We start from the raw sequence: 4,973 nt of genomic DNA, 5'->3' as shown, positions 1-4,973 counted from the left end.
GTTCATGACGGGGTCGACGTCGAGCGCGCGGCGTCCGGCGACGAAGACGAGGGCGTCGCGGAGGGCTCGGCGCGCCGGGTTGCCGGTGGTCGCGCGTCGCCAGACGAGGCCCACGCGGCGCTCCGGGACGGGGTCGACGACCGGCACGCACACCACGTCGTCGGGCAGCGGGCCGCGACCCAGGCGCGGCACGAGCGCGACCGCCACGCCCGCAGCGGCCAGCGCCACGTGCGACGCGTACTCGTTGTCGGTGAAGCGCAGGTCGGGTCGCAGGCCGTGCCGCGCGAACATGACGAGCAGCCAGTCGTGGCACAAGGTCCCGGCAGGCGTGCACACCCAGCGCTCCCGGACGAGGTCGCGCGGCGTGACGGTCTCGCGGTCGGCGAGGGCGTGCCCGCGGTGGACGACGAGGTCGGCGCGGTCGAGCAGGAGGTGCTCCTGCTCGACGCCGGGCGGGACGTCGAGGTGCACGCTCTCCCAGTCGTGGACGATCCCGGCGTCGGCGGCACCGCGGGCCACCTGCAGCACGACGTCGCGCGGGTCGGCCTCCGTCACCGTCACGCGCAGCTGCGGCGCCGACGCCTCCAACGCCGCGAGCGCGGGCGCCAGCAGACCGCGGTGCGCGGTGGTGAACGTGGCGACGTGGAAGGAGCCCTGGGGACGGTCGACGTCGTGCCCCAGGTGGCTGAGCGTCTCGAGCTCGTCGAGCACCCCCGCACCGCGCTCGGCGAGGAGGCGGCCGACGTCGGTGAGCACCACGCCGCGGCCGACGCGCTCGAGCAAGGGACGGCCCTGCTGGCGCTCGAGCCGCTTGACCTGCTGCGACACGGCCGACGGCGTGTAACCGAGCGCGTGCGCTGCGGCGACCACGCTGCCGTGCTGGTGCACGGCGAGCAGCGAGCGGAGCGCACTCAGGTCGATCATGCACGAAACGTACATCGAATCGTGAAGAAAGCATCGCTGGACCTACATCGTCGGTCCGACGAGACTGAGCCGGTGACCCGTCGTGACAGCCTCCTCGCCGTGCTCGTGGCCGTGCTGTGGGGGTGCAACTTCGTCGCCATCCACCTGGGTCTGCGCGACGTGCCGCCGTTCCTGTTCCTCGCGATCCGGTTCGTGCTCGTCGCGTTCCCGCTCGTCCTGCTGGTGCCGCGACCGAAGGCGTCGTGGCAGGCGGTGGTCGCGGTCGGCGTCTTCATGAGCCTGGGCCAGTTCGGGCTGCTCTACCTGGCGCTCGCGATCGGCATGCCCGCCGGGTTGGCGTCGCTCGTGCTCCAGGCGCAGGTCGTGCTGACGATGGTCATCGCGTCGCTCGCGCTGGGCGAGCGGGCCACGCGTCGCCAGGTCGGCGGGGCGCTCGTCGGCACGGCCGGTCTCGCGACCGTGGCCGTCGGCTTCGGTGCCGGCGCGTCGATCGTGCCGCTGCTCGTCACCGTCGGCGCAGCGCTCTCGTGGGCGGTCGGCAACGTCGTGGCCCGTGCGGCGAAGGTCGAGTCGGGGCTCTCGCTCGTCGTCTGGTCGGCGCTGGTCGTGCCCCTGCCCTGCCTGGCCGTCTCGCTCGTCGTCGACGGACCTGCCGCGATCGGGGCCGCCCTTGCCGGGTTCGGCTGGACCGCGCTGCTCAGCACGCTCTACACGGTCGTCGGGGCGTCGCTCGTGGGCTACACCATCTTCAACGGGCTCATGGCGCGTCACCCGGCGTCGTCGGTGGTGCCGTACATCCTGCTCGTGCCGCCCGTCGGCATGCTCGCGGCGTGGCTCGCGCTCGACGAGGTGCCGAGCCTCGTCGAGGCCGTCGGGGGGCTGGTCATGCTCGTGGGGGTCGCCGTGGCGGTGACGTCGGCGCGACGTCCCGCGGTGGTGGCGCCGGCGGTGACCGGCTGACTCAGGCGAGGAGGGCGGCGCGGGCCATGCGCGCGAGCAGGGTGCGCAGGGCGTCCTCGCCGATGCGCGCGCTGTGCGGGGTGGAGTTCAGCAGCCCGAAGACCGCCTGGACGACGGCGCGGGCCTCGGCGCGCTGCAGGTCGTCGCGCAACGAGCGGACGACGTCGACCCAGAGGTCGACGTACGCCAGCTGCAGGGTGCGGACCTCCGCGCGCGCGTCGGCGTCGAGCCGCGACCACTCCCGCTCCTGCACGACGATGTAGGCGGGGTGGCTGACGGCGAAGTCGATGTGCCAGTCCACCAGCGCGTCCAGCCGGTCCGACGCGTCGTCGTGCGCCGCGACCCTGGCGCGCCCGGTGTCGAGCAGCTCGGTGCTGATGTCGACCAGCGCCTGCGCCAGCACCTCCTCCTTGCCGCGGAAGTGCTTGTAGATCGCGGGGCCGGAGATGCCCGACGCGGCGCCGACGTCGCCCACGCTCACGCCGTGGAAGCCCCGGTCGGCGAAGAGCTCCACGGCGCTGCGGGCGATCTCGCGACGTCGGGTGCTCATGGCGGCACGATACCGCACGAGGTTAATGGGTGTTAACCTCGCCGCATGACGTCCTCCCCGACGATGCGCGACCTGGTCGACCAGCTGCACGAGCGGCTCGCCGTGGTGCGTCGCGGCGGCAGCGAGGCGTCGCGCGAGCGGCACGTCTCGCGCGGGAAGCTGCTTCCCCGTGACCGCGTGGACCGCCTGCTCGACCCCGGCTCCCCGTTCCTGGAGATCGCGCCGCTCGCCGCGTACGACATGTACGGGGGCGAGGTCCCCTCCGCGTCGCTCGTCACCGGCATCGGCCGGGTGGCGGGCCGCGAGGTGATGGTCGTGGCGAACGACGCGACCGTGAAGGGCGGCACCTACTACCCGCTCACGGTCAAGAAGCACCTGCGCGCGCAGACGGTGGCGCTGCAGAACCGCCTGCCCTGCGTGTACCTCGTCGACTCCGGCGGTGCGTTCCTGCCGATGCAGGACGAGGTGTTCCCCGACCGCGAGCACTTCGGCCGCATCTTCTTCCACCAGGCGCAGCTGTCGGCGCGTGGCATCGCGCAGGTCGCGGCGGTGATGGGCTCGTGCACGGCCGGCGGTGCGTACGTGCCGGCGATGAGCGACGAGACCGTCATCGTGAAGGAGCAGGGCACGATCTTCCTCGGCGGACCGCCGCTCGTGAAGGCCGCCACCGGCGAGGTCGTCACGGCCGAGGACCTCGGCGGTGGCGACGTGCACGCCCGCACCTCCGGGGTCGTCGACCACCTCGCCGACGACGACGCGCACGCGCTCGACATCGTCCGCTCGATCGTCGGCACGCTGGGCCCGGCGCGCACCCACCTCGAGCCGCAGCCCGCCCTGCCGCCGCGCGAGGACCCCGAGACGTTGCTCGACGTCGTGCCTGTCGACGGCCGCACCCCCTACGACGTGCGCGAGGTGATCCGGCGGGTCGTCGACGACTCCCGGCTGCACGAGTTCAAGCCGCTCTACGGCGACACCCTCGTCTGCGGGTTCGCGCACGTCGAGGGCTACCCCGTCGCGATCGTCGCCAACAACGGCATCCTGTTCAGCGAGTCGGCGCTCAAGGGCGCGCACTTCGTCGAGCTGGCCAACCAGCGGGGCATCCCGCTGCTCTTCCTGCAGAACATCACCGGATTCATGGTCGGGCGTTCGTTCGAGAACGGCGGCATCGCGAAGGACGGCGCCAAGCTCGTCACCGCGGTCGCGTCGAGCGTCGTGCCGAAGCTGACCGTGGTGATCGGCGGCTCGTTCGGCGCCGGCAACTACGGCATGTGCGGCCGCGCCTTCGACCCGCGGTTCCTCTGGACGTGGCCGAACGCGCGCATCTCCGTGATGGGCGGCGAGCAGGCCGCCTCCGTGCTCGCCACCGTCCGCCGGGACGGCATCGAGGGGCGCGGCGAGGCGTGGTCGGCCGAGGAGGAGGAGACGTTCAAGAAACCCATCCGCGCCCAGTACGAGGAGCAGGGCAACCCCTACTACGCCACCGCACGCCTGTGGGACGACGGCATCATCGACCCCGCCGACACCCGTCGGGTCCTCGGCATGGCGCTCTCGGCCGCGGCCAACGCGACCAACCAGAACGAGTGGATCGCGCTGATGGAGGAGGAGCTCGACGCCAACTACCCCGACATCGAGCTCGTCGACACCGTCTACGGCGACGACGACGACCAGACCTCCTTCGACAAGACCGCGGCGCTGCTGCAGAGCCACCCCGACCTCAAGGGCATCATCAGCCCGACCACGGTCGGCATCGCTGCCGCTGCCCGCTACGTCTCCACCTCGCAGTACAAGGGCGAGGTCGCCGTCACCGGCCTGGGCACGCCCAACCAGATGCGCGAGTACGTCGAGGACGGCACCGTCGCCGAGTTCGCCCTGTGGAACCCGGGCGACCTGGGCTACCTCGCGGCGTACGCCGCTGCTGCCCTGGCGAACGGCGACATCGAGGGCGACGAGGGCGACACCTTCGAGGCCGGCAAGCTCGGTGACTACACCGTGGGCGCGAACTCCGTCGTCCTGCTCGGCGAGCCGTTCCGCTTCAACGCCGACAACATCGCGGAGTTCGATTTCTGACCGACCGGCGGCTTCCGCCGCCCGTCGTTGAAACGAATCACCCCACCCGCAGGAACAGGGAGCCCCTCCATGCCGCGCTACTGCTTCACCCTCCAGGTCAACGCCCGGTGGCAGGCCGAGATGGCCGCCTTCTTCGTCGGCACCGACGGGCGCCCGCCCGACGAGAGCTTCCGGCTGCTCCCCGAGGTCTTCCACCTCGAGGACCAGCTGCCCGCAGGACCAGCCCGCCCCGCCAGCCCCGCACCCGCCAGCCCCGCACGACCGAACGAGAGCCAGTGATGACCACCGCACGCTTCGCCCAGATCGCCCCGCAGCTCGAGGGCCAGGCCATCGAGCTGCCGTCGTGGGCCTTCGGCAACTCCGGCACCTGGACCACCAGTAAGAACCTGACCCCGTCCGGTTGATTCTTCACCTGCAATCTCACCAGCTACGTCAACTCCGTTCTGAACCAGAGTTGGCACATCTGCCTGAG

6 protein-coding genes are annotated in these 4,973 nt (G+C 71.8%); 4 read left to right on the top strand and 2 right to left on the bottom strand.

Annotated elements, in window-relative coordinates:
• Nucleotides 1-924: LysR family transcriptional regulator (locus tag A6Q79_RS18355; RefSeq protein ID WP_317698937.1), on the bottom strand; the 924-nt coding region annotated here is incomplete at its 3' end.
• A gap of 72 nt (nucleotides 925-996) precedes the next feature.
• On the opposite strand from A6Q79_RS18355, the gene A6Q79_RS18350 reads away from it, so the two are divergent.
• Nucleotides 997-1,884, top strand: a complete 888-nt coding sequence (locus tag A6Q79_RS18350; protein WP_286689208.1) for an EamA family transporter — start codon at nucleotides 997-999, stop codon at nucleotides 1,882-1,884.
• 1 nt (nucleotide 1,885) lies between these two features.
• Here the strand turns inward: A6Q79_RS18350 and A6Q79_RS18345 are convergent, their stop codons facing one another.
• Entirely contained in the window at nucleotides 1,886-2,434 is a 549-nt protein-coding gene (locus A6Q79_RS18345) for a TetR/AcrR family transcriptional regulator (RefSeq protein WP_067860808.1), read from the bottom strand.
• Nucleotides 2,435-2,479: 45 nt separating this feature from the next.
• Here A6Q79_RS18345 and A6Q79_RS18340 point away from each other — a divergent pair, with 45 nt between their 5' ends.
• From A6Q79_RS18340 to A6Q79_RS18330, 3 genes are all read left to right on the top strand, one after another.
• On the top strand, nucleotides 2,480-4,501 hold the full coding sequence (locus A6Q79_RS18340) for a carboxyl transferase domain-containing protein (RefSeq protein ID WP_317698936.1): 2,022 nt from the start codon (nucleotides 2,480-2,482) through the stop codon (nucleotides 4,499-4,501).
• A 69-nt stretch (nucleotides 4,502-4,570) separates the two neighbouring features.
• Nucleotides 4,571-4,780, top strand: coding sequence for a hypothetical protein (locus tag A6Q79_RS18335; protein WP_317698935.1), 210 nt, complete (start codon nucleotides 4,571-4,573; stop codon nucleotides 4,778-4,780).
• The gene (locus tag A6Q79_RS18330) at nucleotides 4,780-4,905 is read left to right on the top strand and encodes a hypothetical protein (RefSeq protein ID WP_317698934.1); all 126 of its coding nucleotides are present in this window, start codon (nucleotides 4,780-4,782) and stop codon (nucleotides 4,903-4,905) included. Before A6Q79_RS18335 ends, A6Q79_RS18330 begins: the two co-directional genes overlap by 1 nt.
• Nucleotides 4,906-4,973 lie beyond the last annotated feature (68 nt).

Source organism: Aeromicrobium sp. REDSEA-S32_B7 (assembly GCF_001626145.1).
Classification (GTDB): Bacteria; Actinomycetota; Actinomycetes; order Propionibacteriales; family Nocardioidaceae; genus Aeromicrobium; species Aeromicrobium erythreum.
Note: the sequence above shows the minus strand (reverse complement) of the source record. Positions and strands in the feature narration are given on the sequence as shown.